This is a genomic window from Lacrimispora brassicae, from assembly GCF_054772055.1.
Genome location: NZ_BRYH01000044.1, coordinates 22,649 through 45,892, shown reverse-complemented (window position 1 = coordinate 45,892; position 23,244 = coordinate 22,649). Strand labels below are relative to the sequence as shown.

The 23,244-nt window shown below is 44.7% G+C and carries 21 protein-coding genes; 4 read left to right on the top strand and 17 right to left on the bottom strand.

What is annotated here, in order from left to right; all coding sequences use genetic code 11:
* Positions 1-9: 9 nt before the first annotated feature.
* The 5 genes from ACYVD3_RS19910 to ACYVD3_RS19890 form a co-directional block, all read right to left on the bottom strand.
* Positions 10-870 carry a carbohydrate ABC transporter permease gene (locus tag ACYVD3_RS19910; protein ID WP_460644234.1) on the bottom strand — a complete coding sequence of 287 codons (861 nt, stop codon included), beginning with the start codon at positions 868-870 and terminating at the stop codon, positions 10-12.
* 1 nt (position 871) lies between these two features.
* Positions 872-1,756, bottom strand: coding sequence for a carbohydrate ABC transporter permease (locus tag ACYVD3_RS19905; protein WP_460644233.1), 885 nt, complete (start codon positions 1,754-1,756; stop codon positions 872-874).
* Positions 1,757-1,835: 79 nt separating this feature from the next.
* Positions 1,836-3,206, bottom strand: a complete 1,371-nt coding sequence (locus ACYVD3_RS19900; RefSeq protein ID WP_460644232.1) for an ABC transporter substrate-binding protein — start codon at positions 3,204-3,206, stop codon at positions 1,836-1,838.
* A complete protein-coding gene (locus ACYVD3_RS19895) occupies positions 3,203-3,352 on the bottom strand; it encodes a hypothetical protein (protein ID WP_460644231.1) in 150 nt (49 codons plus the stop codon). Before ACYVD3_RS19895 ends, ACYVD3_RS19900 begins: the two co-directional genes overlap by 4 nt.
* 799 nt (positions 3,353-4,151) lie before the next feature.
* Positions 4,152-5,192, bottom strand: coding sequence for a LacI family DNA-binding transcriptional regulator (locus ACYVD3_RS19890; protein ID WP_460644230.1), 1,041 nt, complete (start codon positions 5,190-5,192; stop codon positions 4,152-4,154).
* A gap of 300 nt (positions 5,193-5,492) precedes the next feature.
* Here ACYVD3_RS19890 and ACYVD3_RS19885 point away from each other — a divergent pair, with 300 nt between their 5' ends.
* Complete coding sequence (locus tag ACYVD3_RS19885; protein WP_460644229.1) at positions 5,493-6,377, top strand: aldose 1-epimerase family protein; 885 nt, start codon at positions 5,493-5,495, stop codon at positions 6,375-6,377.
* A gap of 203 nt (positions 6,378-6,580) precedes the next feature.
* Here the strand turns inward: ACYVD3_RS19885 and ACYVD3_RS19880 are convergent, their stop codons facing one another.
* Complete coding sequence (locus ACYVD3_RS19880; RefSeq protein WP_460644228.1) at positions 6,581-7,126, bottom strand: LytR/AlgR family response regulator transcription factor; 546 nt, start codon at positions 7,124-7,126, stop codon at positions 6,581-6,583.
* A 157-nt stretch (positions 7,127-7,283) separates the two neighbouring features.
* Between ACYVD3_RS19880 and ACYVD3_RS19875 the strand changes: the two genes are divergently transcribed.
* Positions 7,284-7,493, top strand: coding sequence for a hypothetical protein (locus ACYVD3_RS19875; RefSeq protein ID WP_460644227.1), 210 nt, complete (start codon positions 7,284-7,286; stop codon positions 7,491-7,493).
* A gap of 212 nt (positions 7,494-7,705) precedes the next feature.
* Here ACYVD3_RS19875 and ACYVD3_RS19870 read toward each other — a convergent pair whose 3' ends face one another.
* The 6 genes from ACYVD3_RS19870 to uxuA form a co-directional block, all read right to left on the bottom strand.
* On the bottom strand, positions 7,706-8,608 hold the full coding sequence (locus tag ACYVD3_RS19870; protein ID WP_460644226.1) for an AraC family transcriptional regulator: 903 nt from the start codon (positions 8,606-8,608) through the stop codon (positions 7,706-7,708).
* A 307-nt stretch (positions 8,609-8,915) separates the two neighbouring features.
* Positions 8,916-9,053, bottom strand: a complete 138-nt coding sequence (locus tag ACYVD3_RS19865) for a hypothetical protein (protein WP_460644225.1) — start codon at positions 9,051-9,053, stop codon at positions 8,916-8,918.
* Positions 9,054-9,069: 16 nt separating this feature from the next.
* Positions 9,070-9,774: an ABC transporter permease gene (locus ACYVD3_RS19860; protein WP_460644224.1), complete on the bottom strand. Its 705-nt coding sequence runs from the start codon at positions 9,772-9,774 to the stop codon at positions 9,070-9,072.
* A 224-nt stretch (positions 9,775-9,998) separates the two neighbouring features.
* A complete protein-coding gene (locus ACYVD3_RS19855) occupies positions 9,999-12,038 on the bottom strand; it encodes a methyl-accepting chemotaxis protein (protein WP_460644223.1) in 2,040 nt (679 codons plus the stop codon).
* Positions 12,039-12,483: 445 nt separating this feature from the next.
* The gene (locus ACYVD3_RS19850) at positions 12,484-13,332 is read right to left on the bottom strand and encodes an SDR family oxidoreductase (RefSeq protein ID WP_460644222.1); all 849 of its coding nucleotides are present in this window, start codon (positions 13,330-13,332) and stop codon (positions 12,484-12,486) included.
* A gap of 17 nt (positions 13,333-13,349) precedes the next feature.
* On the bottom strand, positions 13,350-14,405 hold the full coding sequence (gene uxuA, locus ACYVD3_RS19845) for a mannonate dehydratase (protein ID WP_460644221.1): 1,056 nt from the start codon (positions 14,403-14,405) through the stop codon (positions 13,350-13,352).
* Between the two features lie 269 nt (positions 14,406-14,674).
* Here uxuA and ACYVD3_RS19840 point away from each other — a divergent pair, with 269 nt between their 5' ends.
* The gene (locus ACYVD3_RS19840; protein WP_460644220.1) at positions 14,675-15,553 is read left to right on the top strand and encodes a helix-turn-helix transcriptional regulator; all 879 of its coding nucleotides are present in this window, start codon (positions 14,675-14,677) and stop codon (positions 15,551-15,553) included.
* A 16-nt stretch (positions 15,554-15,569) separates the two neighbouring features.
* Here ACYVD3_RS19840 and ACYVD3_RS19835 read toward each other — a convergent pair whose 3' ends face one another.
* The gene (locus tag ACYVD3_RS19835; RefSeq protein WP_460644359.1) at positions 15,570-15,863 is read right to left on the bottom strand and encodes a branched-chain amino acid transporter permease; all 294 of its coding nucleotides are present in this window, start codon (positions 15,861-15,863) and stop codon (positions 15,570-15,572) included.
* 38 nt (positions 15,864-15,901) lie between these two features.
* Positions 15,902-16,609, bottom strand: coding sequence for an AzlC family ABC transporter permease (locus tag ACYVD3_RS19830; protein ID WP_460644219.1), 708 nt, complete (start codon positions 16,607-16,609; stop codon positions 15,902-15,904).
* A 200-nt stretch (positions 16,610-16,809) separates the two neighbouring features.
* Between ACYVD3_RS19830 and ACYVD3_RS19825 the strand changes: the two genes are divergently transcribed.
* Positions 16,810-17,718: a radical SAM protein gene (locus ACYVD3_RS19825; RefSeq protein ID WP_460644218.1), complete on the top strand. Its 909-nt coding sequence runs from the start codon at positions 16,810-16,812 to the stop codon at positions 17,716-17,718.
* A 718-nt stretch (positions 17,719-18,436) separates the two neighbouring features.
* Here the strand turns inward: ACYVD3_RS19825 and ACYVD3_RS19820 are convergent.
* The 3 genes from ACYVD3_RS19820 to bilS all read right to left on the bottom strand — a co-directional run bounded on the left by ACYVD3_RS19820 (position 18,437) and on the right by bilS (position 23,164).
* Positions 18,437-20,626 carry a methyl-accepting chemotaxis protein gene (locus ACYVD3_RS19820; RefSeq protein ID WP_460644217.1) on the bottom strand — a complete coding sequence of 730 codons (2,190 nt, stop codon included), beginning with the start codon at positions 20,624-20,626 and terminating at the stop codon, positions 18,437-18,439.
* A 132-nt stretch (positions 20,627-20,758) separates the two neighbouring features.
* On the bottom strand, positions 20,759-22,636 hold the full coding sequence (gene ftsH / locus ACYVD3_RS19815) for an ATP-dependent zinc metalloprotease FtsH (protein ID WP_460644216.1): 1,878 nt from the start codon (positions 22,634-22,636) through the stop codon (positions 20,759-20,761).
* Between the two features lie 24 nt (positions 22,637-22,660).
* Positions 22,661-23,164, bottom strand: coding sequence for a flavodoxin family protein BilS (bilS, locus tag ACYVD3_RS19810; protein ID WP_460644215.1), 504 nt, complete (start codon positions 23,162-23,164; stop codon positions 22,661-22,663).
* Positions 23,165-23,244 lie beyond the last annotated feature (80 nt).

The following is a 23,244-nucleotide window of genomic DNA, read 5'->3' as shown; positions in this document are numbered from 1 at the left end:
CTGCCACCTCTACCCTTTCACAGCCCCTGCCATCATTCCTTCAATAAAGTATTTCTGGAATGCCACAAACAGGAGGAATATGGGGATCACTGAGAAAACAGAACCCACGATCAAAAGGCTGTAATTATCACCATAAGGATTGATAAGCGTATTTAAGCCCAGGGTCAGAGGATATTTTCCAGAGGACCTGATCACCAGAAGGGGCCACAAATAATTGTTCCATGCATTCATTCCATTGAGAATGGCCATAGCGGAAAATGCAGGCTTCATCAAAGGAACGATCAGCCTGTAAAAGATCCCGTACTCAGTGGCACCGTCAATCCTCCCAGCCTCCAACAGGGACCCTGGAATGCTTACCAGATACTGCCGGAAGAAAAATATGGTGGAAGCATGGGCAACAAAGGGGAGAATGACGGCGGCATAGCTGTCCATCATCTTCCAGCCGGACATTTGCTTATACAGGGGAAGCATGACTACTTCTAAAGGAATGGAGAGGATCAGAAGAACAATGACAAACAGGATCTTTTTTCCCTTGAATTCATAGGCCGCAAATCCATATCCCACAAAGGAGCTTACAAGCAGGGTGCTCACCACCGTGACAACGGTAAGGCAAATGCTGTTAAAGAACCATTTCCAGTATTCATGCTGCCCTGCAAACAGAAGAATATAATTATCCAGATTCATTCTTGAAACGCGAATATCCAGGTTAAGGCCGTATTGCAGCAGATCACTGCCCGGTTTAAAGCTGGCTACAAACAGCACCCAGATGGGAAGGATAATCAATACGGCAAGGATAGAAAACATAAGGACCAGTACGGCTGAAGCCGCCTTTTTTCTCCCCTGCAGGCTTGCTGTGTTTCTTTTATTCATATCAGTCCCTCCCTTCTTCAAAAGTACCTGTGAGCTTTAGCTGAATGATGTTTACCAGCATAACCACCAACAGAAGGATCAGGCCTACCGCACATGCATAGCCCAGTGCCCTTTTTTCAACTCCCTGCCGGTAAAGGTACCCGACAATGGTAAGGCCGATGTTATTGGGGGAGTTATTCCCTTTAAACAGCATATTGCTTTCAAGAAACATGGACAGACCCGCATAAATGCTGATGGTCAGGACATAAACCGTCGTAGGCTTAACCAGGGGCACGGATATTTTAGAAAGCTGCTGCCATTTGGAGGCTCCGTCAATGGCAGCCGCCTCATAAAGATCAGAGGGAATGCTCTGAAGGCCTGAAAGGAAGTACAGGATATTCACTCCGGTCCATCTCCAGCAGGACAAAAGCAAAAGAGCAAAATAACTGGTCCATGCCCCCTTCAGCCATTTTATTGGGGAGGCTCCGAAAAAAACCAGCACCTGATTAAAAAGAGAGGTGGAGGATTCCCCGAACATAAGGCGGAAAATGGTACCTGCCACCACAACAGAAGTCAGCGCCGGTATAAAATAGACCGATTTAAAAAAGTCTGCCTTTTTCATTAATTTGCTGTTTAACAGGGTCGCAAACAGCATTGGAAAAGGAATCAGAAAAATCAGCGTTCCTGCCATATATTTAAAGCTGTTGCACAATGCTTTCATAAATATTTTATCAGACAGCAGCCGCGCATAATTGTCAAATCCCACCCATTGCTCTTTTAATACATCCTGAAAGCTTAAAAGGACCCCATTGCAGATGGGCACAAGCCAGAACAACAATACCGTGATCACAAACGGGCAGATAAACACATAAGGAGCTATCTTTTTCGAGTAAAAGAATTTCTTCATTTCGCATACCCCTTTTCTCATAGGAACTCATTCACCGGCTGCAGGAGACATGTCATCCTCCTGCAGCCTGCAGCTTTTCCTATTCTTTAAATTCGTTATTCAGGGTTTCCTGGGAGGATTGAAGGGCCTCTTTCACATCCACCCCGTCTTCAAAAATGTTGTTTAAAGTCACATTGCAGAATTCATTGTTGATGGAGGGATATTTTTCATCCGTATAAGCCCGTAAGGATCCAATGCTGTCCTTTGTTTTAAGCAGGGTATCAAAGGGGTAATTGGTAAAATACTGGACAAACTGGTTATCCGGGTTCTGGGTCAGGGAGGTATCGGCCCATACCGCAGTATTGACCGGATCAAAGCCCAATACATTCCATACTTCCTTGTTGGCCTCCTCGGAAAGCTTTATATAAGCCATTACTTCCGCCGCCAGTTGTGCGTGTTCGCCGGATTTCACGATGGCAGTACCAGTACCGCCTCCGCCGATGGTGGCTGCCTCCTTGCCGTTTTCATTCCATACCGGCACCGGAGCAATGGCCACCTGCTTCTTTAAATCCTTCATATAATTCACATATCTGGAGGTCTGCCAGAATGGCATGATCTGCACGGCATAATCTCCTGAGTTGTAAAACGGATACGCTTCCTCATTATCCGGCTGACCGCCTGGAACCGTTGCAAATGCGTCGGTTTCCTGCATTCCCTTTATGTATTCCAGCACTTCTACCATTTCATTGCTCGCCAGGTTAAGTTTCCCGTTTTCATTAACATAGTCCCCGCCCTTTTGAGCCAGCATTAAATTGACCATCCACTGGGCAGAGGTTTCCACACAGGCGAAATATTTCCCGGTGGCCTCATGGTACTTTACGCCTGCTTCCTTAAACTGATCCCAGGTCTTAATATCTTCATAGTTTATCCCTGCGTCACTTAACAGCTTTTCATTGTAAAATGCCACCGTTGTCCCTACATGGGTGGGAAATCCGTATTCCTTCCCGTCTTTTGTGTAAATATCCAGCCTGGACTTTACAATGTTCTTCCTGTATGGTTCGATTGCATCATTAAGCTCCATGAGACCGATCTTTCCCGTCATAAATGCAGGGAACTTGCCAAGCTCAATATCTACAATATCCGGTGCCCCTTCCCCTGATTCCAGCGCAAGAGACAGTTTGTTGTGCATGTCATCATAGGGCATATTGCTTAGCACCAGCTTCACCTTTTTATCCGGATGGGCCTCATTCCATTTCTCTGCCATTGCCACATAAAAGTTCTGATGCAGCTCGATAAAGGTCCACACGTTCAATGTAGTCACATCACTTCCGTCCACCTCCATCTCGTTTTTCCCTGCCGAAGATACGCCTTTGGTAGTTTCCCCGGAATTCCCCTTGGCGCTGTTGCATCCAGTGATCATGGATGCTGCCATTGCCACACACAACAGCCCTGCTAATACCCGCTTTTTCATGATAAATCCTCCTTTTTATATTCCTGCTTTATCAAATCAGATGATACCATCTGTATGACTCCTACGGGATAAACTCTTTTATCCATACCCCATCTTTCCTGTTTTCCGCTCCCCCAGCCGCTGTACGGAACTGCTTTCCCATCCATATCTGAAAATCCCACCTTTCCGGCAGCGATTTTAAAATTTGGGATACAGTGACTTGGTTCTCCATCATTTGGTCAATGGGATATTTGCAATGACCAAGGGTCAGACCCTCTGCTTCGCTGCTTGATGAGGTTAAATCGTTTAATATACTCCATTAAAAAGGTATGATCACTTCTTCCACAAGCCCTATGTACCCATTCCATGATTTATCATTGATTTAAACCATTTCCAGCGGAATCATCATCAATTTTATACTTATCATAGCCACCTTATTTGTTTGTCTTTATATTAAACGTTTAATTAAAAAATTAATATTAAAGGTGATTTTACCAGTTAATAATCACCTTTAATTCCTATATTTTCATACTATCACATGGGATTTATTCTGTAAAGTATTTTTGCACAATTTATATAATTATTAAATCGTTTAACTATGTAACTTTTACTTAATTTTTGTTATAAAATGTAGAACTACATCATTTAACCTGGTTTTCACTGACACTTTTCTGTAAAACAGCCTGTTCCAACTGCTCATTCATTGCGAATCATTCTTCGCTGCTCATGAATTGCCACTTATTCTCTCCTGCCTATTCTTTAAACCATAAGCCGTTGAAATGGAAAGGAGGACAATATTATGTATGTTGAGAAAAAGGTAACGTAGAGTTTCGCTTTAAGGAAGCTTTCTGGATTTTCAAGAACCAATCCTTTCTTCAAAGGCAATCTCTGCATCAAAAAGGAACATTTTACACAGTTGATCCCATGTAAAACGTTCCTTTTTGTAATTAAATCAGTGAACTGTTTCTATACAATGCTCTTTATTGATTTACGGATCAGCAGCTTGCATCCTACGGAACAGACATTTTCAGAGCCGGTCTCCAACTTCTGCCCGCCTATAAGGCCAATGATCAGCTCACTGGCTTTGTGTCCGATATCATGAAGAGGAAGTCTTATTGTGGTAAGAGGGGGTCGGTAATACCCTGATAATTCCCGGTCATCGTATCCTGCCACCGATAAGTCAGCGCCCACGTTCATGCCCAGCTCCTCCAGGCGGTCATACACTCCTCCTGCCATTAAATCATTCATGCAGAAGATGGCTGTCACTCCCTTTTCCAGGAGCAGGCCGGCACACCGGTAACCGGATTCCCTGGTCCAGTCCCCTTCTATCACAAGGCTTGGATCGTATAATATCATATTTTGAAAAAGGGCCTGCTGATACCCCACCAGTCTGGCCTGTGCATGAAGGCTGTCCGGCTTTCCTGTTATTACTCCGACTCTTTTATGACCATGTTCCATTAAATGCTGCATGATTTCAGCAGCGCCATGGACATCATCCACCACAACAGAAGGTACCTTCATGCTTTTGGAGTATCCGTAGGCCATTACGGCAGGTATCGGCAGCGTATCGGGAATGCAGCGGATGACCCGCTCATGGGCAGCCACATATATGATCCCTTCCACCTGTTTTTCCATCAGCTTTTTTATCTCAAGCCCCACCAGCCCATAATAATCATCCCGGTTATAATAGGCGTCATCGTATTTTTTAAACAGCCTTAGATTTGTCAAAAGTATCTGGTAATCCAGCTCCTGGCAATAGTCCGTAATGCCGTCTATAATATCGGGGATGCTGAATATGGTCATATCCTCCGCAATGACCCCAATGCTTCTGGTCTTTTGCAGCTTTAAGTTCTTTGCAACTATATTGGGGGTATAATCCAGCTTTTCAGCCATTTCTAAAACCATTTTTCTCGTTTTTTCACTTGCACCAGGTTTGTTGTTTAATATATTTGATACTGTGGCCACTGATACACCGCAGCATTTTGCCAATTCCTTTATGGTTGCCATTGACTGCCTCCAGAACCTTTTGTTTTAATTAACTCAGATTTTCATGTAATTGTCAATAGGACAGAAGAAAATATTAAACGTTTCAGTTGCCAGCCTCCTTTTTTCTTTGAGCCTTTGTCTTTGTCCTGATAATAATTTCACCATCAGGCGGGAATTGCTGAAATTTTTACCAAACCCATGGAATTTTCCTTTTTTATTTAGTATACTTACCATAAAGCAAGCCTGACCACTTCAAGGAACTGCCTGGAAGGACCATTCAAAGAACAAAAACAACCGAACAAAGAAACGAGGTAAACGAAAATGCTGGTTACACTTCACGATTCCAAAACAACGGCTGTCATCGATTCCATCGGTGCCCAGCTCATATCATTCAAAGATTCTGCCGGCACAGAATACATATGGCAGAGAGATCCTGAGTATTGGAGCAAATGCTCTCCCCTTCTTTTCCCAATCGTAGGAAACTGCCGGAATAACCAGACCCGCCTGGAAGGCCAGGTATGGGAAATCCCCAAGCATGGCTTTTGCCGGGAAATGGATTTTGCCGTCACAGAGCAGACAGAAACCTCCGTGACCTTTGAAATCCGGGATAATTCTGAAACAAAGAAGATATATCCCTACTCCTTCCGCCTAAGCCTTGCCTATACCCTCACAGACGGAAGCCTGTTCATGGAATACCGGGTGACTAATACTAATGACCGGACCATATCCTACTGTCTGGGCGCTCATCCGGGCTTTAACTGCCCCATGGAAGATCAGGCCGTATTTGAGGATTATGATCTGGTGTTTGAGAAAGAAGAAACCGCTTCCAGCATGGTATACGACTGCAAACGTCTGGAATTTAATCCGGAAAACAGGATCAGCCGGCTGAAAGAAAGCCGCATTCTTCCTCTCAACCGTGAATTATTTAAGGATGACGCCGTCTATTTTGACGACCTTCAGTCCAGAGCAGTTTCTATTGTAAACAGAAATACCGGCCGGGGCGTGGAGGTTTCCTTCCCAGGCTTTGAAACCGTGGCCTTCTGGACGCCTTATCCCGGAGAAGCGCCCTTTGTCTGTGTGGAGCCCTGGAATGGTTCCGGGATCTATGCTTCGGAAGATGACGAATTCATTCATAAGAACCATGTGCAGTCCTTAAATCCTGGAAATGCAAAAACCTACGGCCTTTCCATAAAGATTCTCAATTAATGAGAAAACAGGCAGCGAAATCGGCTGAATTTTCGCTGCCTGTCCTGATTTTACAGAATATGAAGAATGTGATCAGATGTGACCCGCCGACCTTTGAAACAGAATTTTATCTCTTGGGATAGGGATAACAATACCATGAGCGCCTGACCAAAACAAGCTGGTCTGCATGTTTTAATCGAATTATTGCGTTTTTTGAAACATTTCTACAATGACATACGATTCTCTTTTAAAAATTCCATGTACCTTTTTTCAAATTTCTTTCTTCTCCCGCCGTTTACATACAAAATCTCCCCGTTTTGCATTTCCACTGCCTCTCCCTTTACGCTCCTCACATACTGCATATTGATAATGTTATGCCGGTTGATTCTGACGAATCGGTCTTTCGGCAGCTTTTCTTCCTCTTCATCAAGCCTTGCCCGGATCCGCATCCGGCCGCTGCCTTCCACCACGCTGGTCTTCCGGTAATAGGATTCCAGATAAAGAATATCCCGGATATCCAGGATGCAGGACTGGCCATTAAAAAATACAGAATATTTTGTTTGGCGTAAGTTGATGTTCTCTGTCGGGCAAATCAAAATCATATCATACTCGGCATTTTTCTGCGTCAGAAAATATCCCCCCTTTATGGAAAAACATTTAATCTTTAACAGGCTGTTCCAGATACAGGAACAGCCTGTTACTGATCCTGGCGTCTGTTTTTCATCTGTAAAAAAGCAACCCTCATTTCCAATTCCCCTGTAACCATTCATTCACCCATGGACGATGATATCCCCATTCTGTATAACGATTTCCAATAACGCTTATAACGCGAAAAAAAGAGATCCTGCAGGCAGCGAATAATTACGCTGTTTCTCCTCAAACTATAAAGAAGAGATTCCAAAAAAACTGCCGGAAGGAGAATATGAAATGAAATCAGAAAATAAAGAAAATAAAAAGAAGAAGGCCGAATCAACCACCTCCAAGAATAATTATGACATTGACATCCAGGCCTGTTCTACCACGGACTGTACAGGGCTTATTCCCTCAGCTCCCCAATCAGAGGCTGAGCTGGAATCATATGAAGACCTTTATCCCTTTATGCCCCATGCAAAGAGCAAGAACGCAGATAAGGGCTGAGAAAGGGAAAGCCAAAAATAAGAAGGCATTCCAAAGGCTGTTCTTGGTGAAATAGTATTGAATAAGTTCTGAAACCGGAGCAAAACATTTCTGTTTGCTCCGGTCATTGGTTATTTGTTCTGCAATTAGACACAGAAAATCATTCTGCCTGTTTGTGTTTTTTTCTTTATGGCTTCGGCAGCCGAGTTTTAATAAAGTCATGGTGAGTTGTCCTAATCACTTCCATTTGGTATCTTGCTTTTAATTATTGGAATCCAAAGTTCACTTTTATAATCGGGCTTTGATGTGTCGGGGCTTTCATTCCAGAGTATTTCCGGTCCCCCTGTTGACTCATAACCAGACGTAGGAAACCATTCAGCAAAAATTCTTGCCCATGTATCCTGCAAGGTTTTAGGAAATTCCCCTACTACTGTGAATACCGCCCAAGTACATGCATCAACAGATAGTGTTTCCCATCGCTCCGGCACAGCCTTTGTGGTGGCAACGCCAATATATTGGTCGAGATAATCTCCTTCGGCCAAAAAACGCCCCTTTGCAAAGTTCACCGATACACATAGAATCCCTGTTGGCTCCACATTGGACAGTTGCTTGAGTTCTGCAAAATCATCCATTGTCAAACTTGCCCACATGGAATCCATATGCGGGTTTTTCCCCTCGTAAATCAGGGGTATGCGCTTCTTTATCCCTGTGATAAAAAAGGCTTCTTTTTCTACAATTCGATAATTCATTTCGTTCCCTCCTTGAATTGTCAGGCGAAAGGTCATTGGCGGAAATGCTTTCAAGGTAACATTACTTTTTCGCGCTTGCGACGGCGATACGCCATGCATGTTTTGAAATGCTTTAGCAAAAGCGTCCGGCGAGTTATATCCCATCCGCAATGCAAGGTCTATAATTTTTTCCCCGCTGTTTTTTAAGATTGTTACAGCGAAAGCTAACCGTCTGCGGCGAATATATTCACTTAAAGGCATTCCCGCGAGAAAAGAGAACATTCGCCTAAAGTGATACTCGGAGCAACAAGCAATTCGGGACAACTCTTTATCATCAATTTCGCCCACGAGATTTTCCTCAATATATTGCATAGCCTTGTTCAGTTGAGCAAATGAATCCACTTCCATGACCTCCTTTCAAGAAGATAATAGCAAATTTAATTTGTGAATACCCGTCAATTTAGGTGCAAGTATTAACTTGTAGTTTTTCCAATTATACAATATCCGTCTATTGGCCGTCCATCTTGTCTTTTGGTATTCGGTAGTTACTTTCTTATACCCCCTGCGCATTATCATGCTTTATATGGATTATTGTCTTTACGAGAAGACTTCTAAACCATATAGGATAAATACTGTTTCATTTTATGGTTCACCTTATAGGGCGCAAAATACCCCCGTACAAATCCAGCCGCTTTTTCATATTCTCGCTCCTAACTTAAAATCCGTGGATTTCTTTGATGAGTGGAAACAGCCAAAAGATAATTCCATGCAGTACGGCAAGTGCGGCGGCAATGCCAATGACTATCATCACCTTTTTGAATTTTTTGTACTCACTGTCTTTGTTATTTTTCATTTTCTATCCTCCCTGTTTATTCATAACTCAACACTTCATTGACGGGCATTTCCAGTACCTTTAAGGTTACTCCAAAGCCAACTAATACGGTAGTAACCACTATAATAAGAAACCATAGACCATATCCAGGCAGATTAAGTACGTTGTCCAGCGGCGTTTGCAGGAAAATCCTGCCGAATAGATCACCCACCGCGCAGCTTAACGGAACAGAGAGGATAAGAGATATTATCCAGCTTATTGCGCCAATAAAAATCCCATCAAAAATGACAATGTGTAAAATATCCTTTGAAACTGCCCCATAGGAACGCATGATACCGATTTCCCGTATACGCTCCATCACATTCATGGTCGTGGTGGATACCAGCCCCATCACACCAACCATAATAACCAGAACGGACGCAGCAATGAGAAACCCGGCGATAAGCGCAAGGTGATTGAGGAAAACATCCCTTGTGTCGCTGAAACTGCTGCTTATCATTACATCAAGGCCGGCGTTTACATAGGCTTTCGCACTTGCGCCCACTTCCTTTACAATACCCTTAATGACCCAATCTATATTTTTCCCATTCGTTTTTATGGTGACCGTATCCCCAATGCGAAAATCCGGTTCATTGTCCAAATAAGCATGATTCAGGACAATTAAGTTTGTATCAACCGGTTCTAAGAACCGGCCTTGTAACACCGGTAAATCAAGAGTTTCCAACTGAAGCCGGAAACCCAACCCCCTTATCCAAAGGATTAGAGAAAATTTCTTATTAAAATCACTGGAGGTCTTTTGCTTGAAGCTAAAGCGACTGTGGTCACACCTGCATAGCAGGTGATTTATTAAAAGACTGCCTTACAATAAAACAAGGTATCATCCACGCCGAATGATACCTTGTTCTTAGATATTTTACTTGACAGCCCATAAATATTTCGGGGGCCTTCTTATCCTCTATTCTTATCTTAACGAAGCCGGAATTTACTCATCAATTCCCGCAAGCTCTCCGCCTGTCCGGAAAGTTCCTCGCTGGCTGCAGCGCTTTGCTCTGCGGTAGCGGAGTTGTTCTGGACTACGGAAGAAATCTGCTCGATTCCAAAGGTTACCTGGGTGACCTTATCGCTTTGCTCCTTCAATTCCTCTGCGGACCTGCGGATGGCGGAAACCATGCTCTTGGTCTCGGAAAGAACTCCGTTCAAAGTCTCCCCTGTAGACGCTGCAATACCGGTTCCCTTATTAACGGCTGTAATGGTGTCTGCAACCAGGCTGGAGGTATCCTTTGCCGCATTGGCGCTCTTGCCTGCAAGATTGCGGACCTCATCTGCAACGACTGCGAAACCTTTCCCGGCCTCACCTGCCCTGGCTGCTTCCACAGCAGCATTCAATGCAAGAATATTGGTCTGGAACGCAATGTCTTCAATAAGCTTATTGACTTTTTCAATTTCCTTGGACTTTTTGCTGATCTGATCCATGGACTGCATCATTTCGTGCATTTGGGCATTTCCGCTCTCCATGGCCTGCCCGACCCGTCCTGCCTGCTTATTCACGTCTTCTACTGCCTTTGCAGTGCTTATAAGACCGCCTGCTATCTCATTTACTGAAGAAGATAATTCTTCCACAGAAGCTGCCTGTTCTACAGAGCCCTGGCTTAAGTTCTGCGCTCCCTGGGATACCTGGGTGCTTCCCTTTGCCACTTCATCTGAAGAAATGCTGATGGTTTCCATAGTCTTTGAAAGCAAATCTTCTGTCCTGTCAATGGAATCCTGGATCACCTTAAAATCTCCCTGGAACTCCATCCCTACAGACTGGCTGAAATCCCCTGATGCGATATTTCCTAATACGGCGGCAATCTCAGTGATATAGGATTTCACGCTATGTACGGAACTGGTGATCTCATCGGCAAGCTGGCCGATCTCATCTCTCCGCTTAACAACCGGAACCTCGCTTGACAAATCTCCCTCCGTAAAGAGCTTCATTCTTGCTGCAATGGCTGATACAGGTCCTGCAATGGATCCTGCAAACCAAAATGCCAGAATACTGCCCAGAACGATTGATACAAGAGCAAAGGCACTCATGGCAAAAACTACCAAATAGATGGAAGAGGTGGTTTCCTTCACTGACGCTACCACTCCCAGAGCCCAGCCGTCACTGCCTGTTACCGGGCTATAATAACAAAAACGGTCTAATCCCATGTATTCATACCTGCTGATTCCCGATTGTCCCTTCAACATGGTCTGAAACATGCGGCCGGCGGAATCGTAGGATTTATCAGTCTTTGCAGACTCAATAAAGTTCTGGCGTTCATGAACCAGCTCCGGTGTTATACTGGCAATCATGGTTCCCGCATTGTCAATGATAAAGGCATTGCCGCTCTCTCCGATCCGTAAGTCACTGATCAGACTGCTTAAAACAGCGCCGTCATAAGTTCCAAGAAGAACTCCGTATTCATAAGGGGCTGCAACCCGGATCACCAGCTCATTATTGCTGTCATATTCCGTGGTGGATATGGTGGTTTCCCCATTCATGGCTCTTGTTAAGTAATCTGCGGCCGGGTATTTCTCTCCGATATTCTCTCCGCTTGCACTGCGGGTAATGGTGCCATCCTTGTTGATCACTTGGAGGTCTTTATATCCATAAAGCTTACACTGGTTGGAAAGGTATTCCGATACGACCCTGGAATTTATGGATTTTAAGCTTCCACCCTGGGAGCTGGCCTCAATACTCAGCTTCATCTGATTCAAATTTTGCACTACCAGGCTGTTCACAAGCTTGCCCGTTGATTCCAGATCGTTTTTCACAACATCTGTAATTCCTTTGTAGCTGACTGAAATACTGATTGCCATATTGGTTACAGCCAGTCCCAAAATAATTGCGATAATGAATGCCAGCATCTTCATCTTCAGTGATTTCAGGAATGCACTTTTATTTCCCTTTTTCTCCAGCTTCACTTTTTTCGCCGTCAGTAACGCTTTCAGGTTTCGTTTTTTTTCCCCCGATGTCTTCATTGACTTATGCTCCTCATCTTTGGTAAATGTAAACCATAACACTTTCTTTATGATTTTTTCCATTATACAATATTTTGTAACCATTTGTCAACGCATCCAGAAAATGGAAGAGATATTTGTCGAATTTTCTCTAAAAAGAAATTACAAATTAGTATGATGTCTTTTTTCCTTTTTTGTCAATCCATGGACAAAAGAAAATCAGCCCTTCCCGGCCTGGCCGCTGCCGGCCAAAAACCTGAGGAAAAGGCTGATATTCTAAGTATTATTTCTTTATGGTCTTATTAGATCACGAACGCAAGCGTTCATGATCAACATTCACCGTTCGCGCCAATGGGCAGGCTCATCTTCGCTCTCTTGCGCTCATTATATCACGAACGCAAGCGTTCATGATCAACATTCACCGTTCGCGCCGATGAGCAAGCTCATCTTCGCTCTCTTGCGCTCATTATACTCCGGAATAAGCGGAGAATCCTCCGTCTATGGGCAGCACCACGCCGGTGATAAAACCTGCAGCCTCATTATTTAAGAAAAATAACAGGGCGCCGTTTAATTCATCGGCTTCTCCAAAACGTCCCATGGGAGTTGCAGACAGGATCTTGTTGGTTCTTGGTGTAGGAGTTCCATCTTCATTAAACAGAAGCTTCTCATTCTGCTTGGTTACAAAAAAGCCAGGTGCTATTGCATTTACCCGGATACCCACCTTGGAAAAATGAACGGCCAGCCACTGGGTGAAGTTGCTGATGGCAGCTTTTGCACCGCTGTATGCCGGGATCTTTGTAAGAGGGGAAAAGGCATTCATAGAAGAAATATTCAAAATGCTGCAGCCCTCTCTGCCGATCATGTCCTTTGCAAAGATCTGGCATGGAAGCAGGGTTCCAAGGAAATTTAAGTTAAAAACAAATTCAACGCCGGACTGATCTAAGTCAAAAAAGGATTTTGTATCTGCCTCAATGTCTCCCATTTCAAAATATTCCTTATCCGTATTGGCTCTTGCATTATTGCCACCTGCACCGTTGATCAGAATGTCGCAGGGACCAAGTTCTGCCAGAACCTTTGCATGGACCTCCTCAAGGCTTGCCCGTTCCAGAACATTGGCCTTGTAAGCCTTTGCCACGTAGCCTGCTTCATGAATAGAGGCCGCAATTTCCTCTGCTGCGTTTTCGTTTAAATCCAGGACAGCCACCTTTGCGCCTGCTTGCGCAAGAGTTTTTGCAAACATGCCGCATAATACTCCGCCTGCTCCTGTTACAACCGCTACCTTGCCGCTTAAATCCGTTCCAAATGATAATGCCATATGATTTTCCCTCTTTCCTATTTGCTCATTTTTTCAATGGCTTCCCAAAGACCGTTTAAATAGGTTGCACCAAGCGCCCGGTCATAAAGTCCGTAACCGGCCCGGCCTGTTTCTCCCCAGATCATGCGGCCGTGGTCAGGACGCATATAACCATCAAAGCCATTGTCATGAAGAGCCTTTAAAATAGCAAACATATCCAGAGAACCGCATGATGACAAATGAGCCCTCTCTTCAAAACCCTGGTTGTTATCCAGAATAGCCACATTTCTTGCATGAACAAAATGAATGCGTCCCATGGCAGCATATTTGGCAGCCATCTTCACCACGTCATTTTGATTGGAACAGCCTAAGGAACCGGTGCAAAGAGTGATTCCATTGTGCTTGTCATCCACAAGCTTTAAGAAACGGTCTAAGTTTTCCTCACAGGTAATGATTCTTGGAAGGCCAAAAATGCTCCAGCAGGGATCATCCTCATGAATGGCCATGTAAACGCCGCATTCTGATGCCACAGGTATGATGGCTTCCAGGAAATACTTTAAATTATCCCAAAGATCGTCCTCTGACATTGCGTTGTACTCGCTTACCACCTGTTTTAATTCATCCCTTGTGTAGCTGGAATCCCAGCCCGGAAGGGTTAAGTCGCCTTCGCTTTCCAAAGGATTTACCTTGTCCACCTGATCCTGATAATAAACCAGAGAAGTGGAGCCATCCTCTAATACATGATCCAACTGGGTCCTGGTCCAGTCAAACACCGGCATGAAGTTGTAGCAGATACACTTGATTCCCGCTTCCGCAACCCGTCTGATGTTCTCGCGGTAATTTTCAATGTACTTGTCTCTGGAGGGCTTTCCTAATTTAATATCCTCATGGACCGGAATGCTTTCGATCACTTCAAAAGCCAGCCCTGCCTCCTCTGTCTCTTTTTTCAAGTGGGCAATGCTTTCCCTGCTCCACACCTCTCCTACGGGAACATCATAAACAGCCGTTACAATGGAATACATGCCTGGAATCTGGCGGATGTTCTGTAATGTTACCTTGTCATCGTCTCCATACCATCTGAATGATAATTTCATAAAATGCCTCCTTAGCAATCCAATAATAGGGGTTTCTTTTCCTGTCTTATGGGTTCAGTATATACAAAAAGGGGATGTATTACCATGGATTTATTTGCCGTTCACATTGCAAAACTTGCGGTCATGTCTTATAATATAGCTTATGAGAAATTGCTTTTCAGATTTCTAATAAAAAGCAGTGTTTTTACTGCCATCCATCCGATTATCGAAAGGCTCTTTACTTTCCATAATACCATTAAGCCATATAGAAAAGGGAAGGGGGATTTTAAATGAGAAAAGAACTGTCTACCGGCTTTAACCAGCGGCAGTATATGAATTCAGGAGAATTTGAAGTGTTTTTTTATAAGGATCTGGACCTGGATCATGTGGTAGACCACAGCCATTCCTACTATGAAGTATATTTTTTCTTAAATGGAGATGTGTCCTATGAGGTAGAAGGAACCCAATACCGGTTGCAGTACGGGGATTATTTGCTGATCCCTCCTGAGGTAAAACACCATCCCGTTTTCCATTCTACCGGAAAGACCTACCAGCGCATCGTCCTCTGGATCAGCCGGAGCTATTATGAAACCATGTGTTCCTGGTCAGAAGATTTCTCTTACAGCTTCCGCTATGTGTCGGAAAGCAAGCATTACCATTTCCGCACGGATTTTGTCACATTCCAGAATATCCAGGGCCGTCTTCTGGACCTGTTGGAAGAGATTCACGGAAATAAGGCATTCCATAAGCTGAATGCAGAGCTGCAGATTCATTCCTTTATGCTGCTGTTAAACCGGATCACTTACGACATGCTTCATCAGGTCCCTGCCGCTTATGAAAATGTGCTTTATCTGAATCTTTGTGATTATATTAACAACCATCTGGAGGAAAATCTGTCCCTGGACCATCTGGCATCCTTTTTTTATGCCAGCAAATATCACATTTCCCATGTGTTTAAAGACAATATGGGGATCTCCCTTCACCAGTACATCTTAAAAAAGCGCCTGCAGGCCAGCAAAAACGGGATCCTCTCCGGCCTCCCCTTTGGAGAGCTGTACCACCAGTATGGATTTTCCGATTATACAAGCTTTTACCGGGCCTTTAAAAAAGAATTCGGCCTTTCCCCCAAAGAATTCCGGGAGCAGGCCGTGCTGCCAAAAGGTTATTGATTTGATTTTCTTTCCTTTAGGAGAACACTCCCTGAATAAGCACCATGTAAAGAGCGGTTCCCACACCAATGCTTAACAGGGGATTTCCCTTCCATAAATGAAGCCCGGCTATGGCACCAATGGAGATAAGCTCCGGAAGCCCGTGAGGGTAGGAAAGGAATTGAAGCCCTCTTAAACAGTAAACCACCAAAAGCCCAATGGTAGCATAAGGCAGAGTCCTCCCCAGATAGAGGATATATTTTGGCGTCTTTTTCCCTGCCGGAAACAAAAGGAAGGGAAGAAAGCGGGTGATCATGGTAGCCAGCACCATGGCTGCTGCGAGAAAGCTGTTAGCTGCTATATTCTGATTCAAGACTGTTCCTCCTTTTTCTTTTCCACGTAATATCCGGCTGTAATGACGGTCAGAATGAGGATCATGGCCGGAATGATGAAAACACTCTGGCCAAGGACCGCCACACACAGGGCCGATGCACCCACGCCTATGCAGGCGGCAGGACGTCCTTTTCCTGATTTCCACTGGTCAATAAAGATCACCACAAAAAGAGCCGTCAGGGCAAAATCCATTCCCGCTGTATCAAAGCTTATCATGGTCCCTGCAAAAGCTCCGATCACAGCTCCTGTCACCCAGTATATCTGATCCAGGATGGAAACAAAAAAATACACCCAGTATTTTGGAAGCCCTTCCGGCACCTCCTCATTGCACAAAACAGAAAAGGTTTCATCGGTCAGGGCAAATATAAGATAAGGCTTCAGCTTTCCTGCATCCTTATATTTGTCCAGCATGGAAAGTCCGTAAAACAAATGCCTGGCATTGAGCATCAAGGACATAAAAAAAGCGTACCACGGATTCACTGCCGCCACAAAAAACGTGATTCCAAGATACTGCAGGCTTCCTGCATAAACAAACACACTGATAAGCAGGGCCCACCAGATTCCATACCCGTTGACATTCATAAGTATCCCATATGCTGCTCCTAAAACCAGATAACCGGCCATAACAGGCATTGTTTTGGGAAATGCATAGCGAAGAGCCGCCAGCTTTTTCGTTTCACTCATCCTAATCGTTCCTTTATATATATCATCTTTGTCTTGCAATTATTATGTATATTGTTTACTATATTAAAGCACAAAAGTGACTTTGTCAACGACGAGAAACACGCTTTGCTAGTTTCTTATCCTTATCACAGCAGCCCCGGATGAGCATGTGAGCATGTTCGCCCGGCTTGTTGCCAGCATAAATAACAGGAGTTGATCTCATGAACCTTGACCATATCTATGAATCCTGCTGCCTCTGTCCCAGAAGCTGCAGGGTAAACCGCTATGTAAGTACCGGCTTCTGCCGGTGCGGCCATACCATAAAGGCGGCCCGTGCCGCTCTCCACCACTGGGAGGAGCCCTGTATCAGCGGCAGCAAAGGAAGCGGTACTGTATTTTTCTCCGGCTGTACCCTTGGCTGCTGCTTTTGCCAGAATCATGCCATCAGCCAGGAGAATTTCGGAAAGGAAATCACAAGTGAAGCGCTTTCCCATATCTTCTTAAGGCTTCAGGAGAAAGGCGCCCACAACATCAACCTGGTCACTGCCACCCAGTATCTTCCTTCCATCTTAAAAGCCCTGGATCTTGTAAAAACCAGGTTATTCATCCCGGTGGTCTATAACTGCGGGGGATATGAGTCGGTGGAGATCGTTAAAGAGCTGGCCTCCTACGTGGATATCTGGCTTCCTGACTTAAAATATTTCAGTTCTGAGCTTTCCTCCCGCTACAGCAAGGCTCCCGGCTATTTTGATGCGGCCTCTAAGGCCATCAAACAGATGATAAGCCAGACAGGTGCCCCCCTGTTTGATTCCCACGAGGGTATTATGAAAAAAGGTGTCATCATACGCCATATGGTGCTTCCGGGCGCAAAAGAAGATTCCATCCGCCTTCTTCACTGGATGAAAGAGGAGCTGCCGGAGGGAATGTATTACATCAGCCTTATGAGCCAATATACTCCATTTTATCAAAGCGGAAACTTTCCGGAGATCAACCGGAGAATTACTTCTTACGAATATGGAAAAGTGATGGATGAAGCCATCAGACTTGGGTTGGATCAGGGATTTATGCAGGAAAAAAGCAGTGCAAAGGAAGAATACACACCGCCCTTTGATTTGGAAGGGATGGATTGACAAAAACACAGATAGAAACGGATACCGATTATAAACATACCTGCCATCGATACCCGTTTCTATATTATCTCATCCATTGGTCTTGATACCTCATTTCTATATCATGTTAGTTTCCTTATACATGGAACACATCTTTCACATGATCTATATTAATTTCTCCGCTCCCCGTTGTTATACACCAGATTCATGAGCTGCTTTCCTCTTCTTTACTGTGCTCTCTCTTACTGTGTCCCAAAATCACTTCTGTCCCACATTTGGAATCTCATACAGTTTTTCCTAGCCATGAATTCTATCTTTTTCCTCAATCACTATTCATGATTGTTCTATTTGATTGGTTTTTAACATCGGCAGATTGGTTTTCCTTTTGCTTCATTTATTATATAAATGAAGCTAGACTGCTCTTTCTGGTGGAATGTACCTCCTTTCGTTAGATTTGGTTTTCCTTTGTATTTCTTTTTGTTATGGCTTTATTATAGCGTACAAGCCGCCTTTTGTCAATACTATTTTAAATATATTTATATATTATTTGTTAATTTTCAAATTGTATGCAATTATTTAGAATATATATTTATTTTTCCATTGTTAATACAAAACATTTTTTTGCTTTTATTTGAATATTATATATTATTTGTGTGCCTGTGGAAAAAGAAACAGAGTTAAGTGCCCCTTCTCTTAACTCTGTTTCCAATGATCCTTTATGAATTTGATTATGTATCTTTCATCCCTCTCTCAGACGGAAGCTCTGCACCAGTTCACGTAAAAGCTGGGCCTGCTGGGATAATTCCTCGCTGGAAGCCGCACTCTCTTCTGCTGCTGCGGCATTGTTCTGAACTACGGAGGAGATCCTTCCAAGTTCCTTTGTCACCTCTTCCACGGATTTTGCTTCCTGGGCCGCTATGGCTGAAATAGAATCCACGGAGTCCACCGCCAGGGCAGAGTCCTCCAAAACCTTCATCATGGACAGAACGGTTTCATCCAGTATCTCATTGCCTTTTTCCACAGCATTTATGGAATCCCTGATTAAAGCCGTGGTATTTTTTGCTGCCTCCGAGCTTTTGGCAGCCAGATTCCGCACTTCACCGGCAACCACTGCAAATCCCCTTCCGGATTCTCCTGCCCTGGCAGCCTCGATTGCTGCATTTAAAGCCAGGATATTGGTCTGGAATGCAATATCTTCAATGACCTTGATGATCTTTCCGATCTCTCCGGAGGAAGCATGAATCTCATTCATGGCATTGGAAAGGTTCTGCATGGACATGTCGCAGTTTACCACCTCAGTTCCGGTCTGCTGGACCTGCATGGAAACTTCCCCAGCCTTATCAGCCAGACGCTTTACCTTTTCCGCAACCTGACTGATGGAACCGGACAGCATTTCAACGGTCCTTTCCTGCTCCTCCGCACCGCTTGCCAGAAGCTGGGAACCACTTGCAACCTGTCCGGAGCTTACCGCTACCTGGGCAGCCGCCCGATTCACATCATTCATCACTGCATTTAAATTCATGACAATCTGATTGACCGCTGTTTCAAGCTGGGAAAAATCCCCCTTGAGGCCCAGTTCCGCATCAAAGTCCAGATGGTTGTCCGCAACCTCCTTCAAAGCAAAGGATATGCGGTCGATTACATCTTTTAAGTTCACAGTCATTCGTTCAAAGGAAGCTGCCACAAGGCCGATTTCATCGTTGGATTCCACATCAACGTAAACGTCCAGATCCCCTTCCGCGATCTTCCCGGCAGCCGACACGATTTTAAGGATTGGTTTTAACTGCTTTTTTATGACAACAGTTATAATAAAAAGAATAACCACCATGGCAATGATGCAGATAACGGCCATCAGAGAAGACATCCGGTCTGCTTCCCGGTTCATATCCCCGGCTTCCACCGCTGTGACGGAATACCAGTTGGAACCGTTAAGCTGGATCGGCTCAAAGAAATAATATGTATCCCCTTTTTTGCCCCCATCAACGGTATAAAAGTCAGAACCTGATGAGATTCCGGTATTTATCCCCTCCCTGCACGCATTGCTGTTCACGAAATCAGAAACATTGGTACCCACAAGCCCGCTGCCTGTGCTTTCCGAAATAATGGTTCCCGATTCGTTTAAAATGAAGGTCTGCATGCTTGGATAGGAGGAACCTGCCGTCTTTATCTGGCTGAAACGGTCCAGCCCCACATCCACTGCAACCACACACAGCACCCTGTCGTTGACGATCACAGGCATTGCCATGGTAATGATCATCATTCCATTTGATTCATAGGGCAGAGTAATGACCTGGGCCTTTTGTTCCATGGCCTTTACGAAATAATCCGTGGAAGAATAATCCTCGTACAGACCGCAGTCCTTAACCGTTCCATCCTTGCCGGCATACAGTCCATAGCTTCTGGCTGCAGAGCTCATGGCATACTGCTCAAAGAGGATTTCCACCCCTGCGATATCCTGGGAGTGGAGAACAGAGGACTTGATGGTAGTCAGCATGTAATCCTCCATCTTCATGCCGTAGCTGTCCAGGGTAACACTGTCAAAAACCTGGCTCTTATAAAGCGGCTCGGCCGATGGGCCTGATTTGATCCTCAACCCCTGGAGGACCTTTCTGTTCGCCGTAGAATTCTCTAGATAATAAGTAATATTTTCCGATACCTGTCTTGCCTCGTCCAGCGTCTGCTGGATCACCTTTCCATTCTCAGATGCCAGAGTCTTTAACTCCCTGAAAGCGGACTGTTTCATGGCGCTTTTTGTCATTCTTGAGGTAATCCCGATCAAAGCTGCAAAAACCACCACCAGCATAATCCCTGCGATACATGCGATCCTGGTTGAAAGATGATGTTTCCCTATCCCCTTTTCCTTCAGCCATGACATTCCTTTGGATCCTGAATCCCGATTCCTCCATTTTCTGAAAAACTGTTCCTTCATTGCATAATCCCCCTCTGTAAGTTACAAGCTTCATGGGAATTATACCATAATTTACCAAAATGTAAAATAACATTTCTATTTTTATTGGAACATATTTACAATTTCTCGTTTTATAACCGGCAGGTCCTGGCTTTAACTTTCATGGACTCCTCCAGAATCAAATCCTGCGATCTTCATAAACTCTTCCCCTGTTATGGTTTCCCGTTCCAGAAGATATTCTGCGATCTCATGAAGCCTTGTTTCATTGTCCTTAAGAATTTTCAGGGCCTTTTGATGCTGCTCCTTTACGATTCTGATCACGGCGTCATCGATCTTTTTCGCTGTCTCAGGGGAACAGGTAAGAGTGGTGTCTCCGCCCAGATACTGATTGGTCACGGTCTCAAGTGCCACCATGTCAAACTCATCGGTCATGCCGTAACGGGTTACCATGGCCCTGGCGATCCTGGTGGCCTGCTCAATGTCATTGGCAGCTCCGCTGGTGACTGTTTGAAATATCAGCTCTTCTGCTGCCCTTCCTCCTGTAAAGGTGGCGATCTTGCTTAAAGCAGCCTCCTTTGTCAAAAGATAGCGCTCTTCCTCATCTACCTGCATGGTATAGCCCAACGCGCCGGAGGTTCTTGGAATAATTGTGATCTTATGGACCGGTGCCGAATGATTCTGGCAGGCAGCAACCAGAGCATGTCCCACCTCATGGTAGGCAATGATCTTCCTTTCCCTGACGCTGACAGAAGAATCCTTTTTCTGGTATCCGGCGATCACCACCTCAACGCTTTCTTCTAAATCTCTCTGGGTCACAGTCTTCCTGCCCATCCGCACTGCCCGCAGGGCCGCCTCGTTGATGATATTAGCAAGTTCTGCGCCGCTGGATCCGGCAGTGGCAAGGCCAACTCCGTGAAAATCCACATCATCAGACAGCTTTACATTTTTGCCGTGAACCTTTAATATGGCCTCCCGTCCGTTTAAGTCTGGAAGCTCCACAGGAATCCTGCGGTCAAAACGGCCCGGTCTTAACAGCGCCTTATCAAGGGAATCCGGACGGTTGGTGGCCGCCAAGATAACAACCCCTTTCCTTCCGTCAAATCCATCCATTTCAGCCAAAAGCTGGTTTAAGGTCTGCTCTCTCTCGTCGTTTCCGCTAAAGCCGCCTCCGTCACGTTTCTTTCCTATGGTATCAATTTCATCGATGAACACGATACAGGGCGCTTTATCACCGGCCTGTTTAAATAAGTCCCTGACCTTTGCAGCACCCATGCCCACAAACATTTCCACAAATTCCGAACCTGATATGGAGAAAAACGGCACATGGGCCTCGCCTGCCACCGCCTTTGCAAGCAATGTCTTACCGGTTCCAGGAGGGCCTACCAGCAGGGCACCCTTTGGAAGAGAGGCTCCGATATCCGTATATTTCTGAGGATTATGAAGGAAATCCACAATCTCATTTAAAGCCTCCTTTGCCTCCTCCTGTCCGGCCACATCCCGGAAGGTCTTTCCTGTTTCAGACTCTGCATAGATTTTGGGATTGGATTTTCCAAAGGTCATGGCATTGCCGCCGCCCATCTTCTTTTGCATCTGCCCGGATAAAAAATTTCCCAGGAACACAAAGATCAGAATGGGAATGATCCAGGTGAGCAAAAGGGAAAGCATGGGGGACATCTGCTTCACAATGGCCTTTTCAAAGGAAACGTCATGAGCAATAAGCCTTTCGGTCAGGGTGTCATCCGACCATAACCCGGTCTTATACACATCATATACGGGCTTGCCTTCCCAATCCTTTTTACCGGTATCGGATTTAAACTGAATCTCGGTTTCCGTCTTTGCTACCGCCTGTACCTTCCCCTGGTCTACCATTTCCAGAAACGTGCTGTAAGGGACCTCCACCACTGTTTTTGACTGAAGCCAGGGAACCGTCATTGCATTAAACATTATCATGACTAATAATACAATCACGTAATAATAAATAAATGGTTTTTTCGGATTTTTCTTTAAATTACTGTCATCTTTCAAACCCATAATACTCCTCCTTTTTTTCTTCCGTTACTCCCTGAGAACCGACTTTACGAATTCTTGTGCGTCCTTAAAATCCTGCTCGTTGGGATGGAGCATTCCATCCTCATATGCGGATATTAAGGCCCTGATCTGGGGAGTATCATGAATCGCCTGCATCTGCCTGTACTTTTCAAGTATCTGGGGAGCCATCTTTCCTCCGCACAAAAAGCAGCCAAGGTATTCATTATCATCAGGCAAAAAAACAGCCACCTGCTTTTCTACTTGTTTATAATATTCTTTATTTCCGGAAAGCCCACAGGTTCCAAACAGGGCCACCCGTTTGCCATGTAAATCGGAAAGAAAGTCAAGGACTTCTGTTTTACAGGTTCCCCGGTTATTCCAGAACCCTACAAAATACGTATCCGCTTCCTCTCCATGAAGCTCCTCCAGGCTGACAATATCCTTGGATTTTCCGGGAAGCGTTTCAAAAATTTTCATAGCAACCTTCTGGGTATTTCCAGTATTACTTGTATACACAACTAAATAGTCCATACATTCAGCCTCCTATGACATTAAAATATACCAAATCGGATTATTTATCAATAGATTGCGGGAAATGTTAATACAATTTA

Coding starts and splice junctions, on each gene's coding strand:
- ACYVD3_RS19850 (WP_460644222.1), bottom strand. CDS start 13,332: ATGGCATTATCATTTGGAACGGATTTAAGCGGCAAGGTAGCGGTTGTA.
- ACYVD3_RS19875 (WP_460644227.1), top strand. CDS start 7,284: ATGAAATCAGAAAATAAAGAAAATAAAAAGAAGAAGGCCGAATCAACC.
- uxuA (WP_460644221.1), bottom strand. CDS start 14,405: ATGAAATTATCATTCAGATGGTATGGAGACGATGACAAGGTAACATTA.
- ACYVD3_RS19905 (WP_460644233.1), bottom strand. CDS start 1,756: ATGAAGAAATTCTTTTACTCGAAAAAGATAGCTCCTTATGTGTTTATC.
- ACYVD3_RS19890 (WP_460644230.1), bottom strand. CDS start 5,192: ATGGCAACCATAAAGGAATTGGCAAAATGCTGCGGTGTATCAGTGGCC.
- ACYVD3_RS19820 (WP_460644217.1), bottom strand. CDS start 20,626: ATGAAGGAACAGTTTTTCAGAAAATGGAGGAATCGGGATTCAGGATCC.
- ACYVD3_RS19865 (WP_460644225.1), bottom strand. CDS start 9,053: ATGAAAAATAACAAAGACAGTGAGTACAAAAAATTCAAAAAGGTGATG.
- ACYVD3_RS19895 (WP_460644231.1), bottom strand. CDS start 3,352: ATGGATGGGAAAGCAGTTCCGTACAGCGGCTGGGGGAGCGGAAAACAG.
- ACYVD3_RS19870 (WP_460644226.1), bottom strand. CDS start 8,608: ATGGAAGTGGATTCATTTGCTCAACTGAACAAGGCTATGCAATATATT.
- ACYVD3_RS19835 (WP_460644359.1), bottom strand. CDS start 15,863: ATGGTGCTGGCTACCATGATCACCCGCTTTCTTCCCTTCCTTTTGTTT.
- ACYVD3_RS19900 (WP_460644232.1), bottom strand. CDS start 3,206: ATGAAAAAGCGGGTATTAGCAGGGCTGTTGTGTGTGGCAATGGCAGCA.
- ACYVD3_RS19880 (WP_460644228.1), bottom strand. CDS start 7,126: ATGAATGGTTACAGGGGAATTGGAAATGAGGGTTGCTTTTTTACAGAT.
- ACYVD3_RS19825 (WP_460644218.1), top strand. CDS start 16,810: ATGAACCTTGACCATATCTATGAATCCTGCTGCCTCTGTCCCAGAAGC.
- bilS (WP_460644215.1), bottom strand. CDS start 23,164: ATGGACTATTTAGTTGTGTATACAAGTAATACTGGAAATACCCAGAAG.
- ACYVD3_RS19910 (WP_460644234.1), bottom strand. CDS start 870: ATGAATAAAAGAAACACAGCAAGCCTGCAGGGGAGAAAAAAGGCGGCT.
- ftsH (WP_460644216.1), bottom strand. CDS start 22,636: ATGGGTTTGAAAGATGACAGTAATTTAAAGAAAAATCCGAAAAAACCA.
- ACYVD3_RS19855 (WP_460644223.1), bottom strand. CDS start 12,038: ATGAAGACATCGGGGGAAAAAAAACGAAACCTGAAAGCGTTACTGACG.
- ACYVD3_RS19885 (WP_460644229.1), top strand. CDS start 5,493: ATGCTGGTTACACTTCACGATTCCAAAACAACGGCTGTCATCGATTCC.
- ACYVD3_RS19840 (WP_460644220.1), top strand. CDS start 14,675: ATGAGAAAAGAACTGTCTACCGGCTTTAACCAGCGGCAGTATATGAAT.
- ACYVD3_RS19830 (WP_460644219.1), bottom strand. CDS start 16,609: ATGAGTGAAACGAAAAAGCTGGCGGCTCTTCGCTATGCATTTCCCAAA.